This is a genomic window from Gilliamella sp. Imp1-1 (assembly GCF_001690415.1).
GTDB lineage: Bacteria > Pseudomonadota > Gammaproteobacteria > Enterobacterales > Orbaceae > Gilliamella > Gilliamella bombi.
Map to the genome: position 1 here is coordinate 1 of NZ_LZHK01000053.1, position 1,399 is coordinate 1,399.

At 36.2% G+C, this 1,399-nt stretch carries 3 protein-coding genes; all 3 read left to right on the forward strand.

Annotated features, from left to right (window positions below; genetic code table 11):
• Positions 1-334, forward strand: a 334-nt coding sequence (locus A9G38_RS05240; protein WP_065623264.1) for an IS3 family transposase, incomplete at its 5' end; no start/stop codon positions are given.
• 522 nt (positions 335-856) lie between these two features.
• A complete protein-coding gene (locus A9G38_RS05245; protein ID WP_034885636.1) occupies positions 857-1,156 on the forward strand; it encodes an IS3 family transposase in 300 nt (99 codons plus the stop codon).
• 125 nt (positions 1,157-1,281) lie between these two features.
• Positions 1,282-1,399: IS3 family transposase (locus tag A9G38_RS12800; protein WP_442902855.1), on the forward strand; the 118-nt coding region annotated here is incomplete at its 3' end.

A 1,399-nucleotide genomic window follows, 5' to 3' on the forward strand; every position in this document is an offset into this window, starting at 1 on the left:
CATGCAAGCTATGAGTCAAATTCCAATGAACTTACAGACGATTGAGTTGTTTCATTCTGATAGAGGAAAAGAGTTTGATAATCATTTGATTGATGAATGTTTAACAGCATTTGGAATTAAACGGTCTTTAAGTCGCAAAGGCTGCCCCTATGATAACGCAATTGCAGAAAGCACATTCAAAGCAGTGAAAACAGAATTTGTGTCAAATACTATTTTTGATTCACTGGCGCAACTTAAATTGGAATTTAATCACTATGTGGATTGGTTTAATTATAATCGACTTCATTCAACATTAAATTACCAGTCGCCGATTGAATACAAAAGAAATCGATGACCTTATCTTTTTGGTACTAAAAAGTGTGGACATACCAACTATAGTGCTCTCCCCCAATACGGCTTCCTCTAAACCGCCATAGCCAGGATACAAGCTATAAATATCCTTATTTTTTATCCAGTTTGGCACGTTTTCCATATGGTAATAAAAAGTCACCATTCTCATCCCTTGCATTTGATCATCAACCTCATCAATTTTTTCAACCACCACTTTTCCAAAGCAGAAATTTGTTCCCCCCCATTTTTTACTAAGATATTTACGTCCTTCATCCGTTAAATTATAGCGGTATAGTGGCTTGTCGCCATCGTGAACGACCAGCTCTTCGGTAAATAATCCCTCTTTGGCATAAAGGGATAGTTTTAAGTTAAGTTCGTTATTAGCAGCGATTTTGTCATAAGGATCGTTAGGATCTATTTCCCCTTCAAGATAATGAATGGTATAGGGGTATGGATCGGCTACACTAAATCATACAACTTTTTTAAGGGGTAAGGTAAACTTATCACAACTAAAAAAGGAACAAATATGAATAAGATTAAACGCAAAAGACGAACATTCACAGATGATTTTAAACACCAAATGGTCAGTCTTTATCAACATGGTAAATCACGTAGTGAAATCGTTGCCGAATATGATTTGACACCATCAGCTTTGGACCGTTGGATAACGCAAGCAAGCCAAAGCGGCTCATTTAAAACAAAAGATAATCGCAGTCCACAAGAACAAGAGTTAATCGCATTGCGTAAAGAGCTTAAACAACTCCGTATGGAAAACGATATTTTAAAGCAAGCAGCACTGATAATAGGACGAAAATCGCTATCCTAAAAGCAAATCGACATCGTTATAGCATAACAAAGCTATGTCAATATTTAGGATTATCAAGACATTATGCTTATTATCAGTGTAAATTGAATAGACAAAAATCAGTAGGGCTTTATGCCAATAAAATCGTGACGCTATTTAATCAGAGCTATCAGTCTTATGGTACAAGACGAATTCGTTTTGATTTACAGAAAGAGAATATTTGGGTGTCACGCCGTTACATTGCTCGGGTGATGAAAGCCTTAT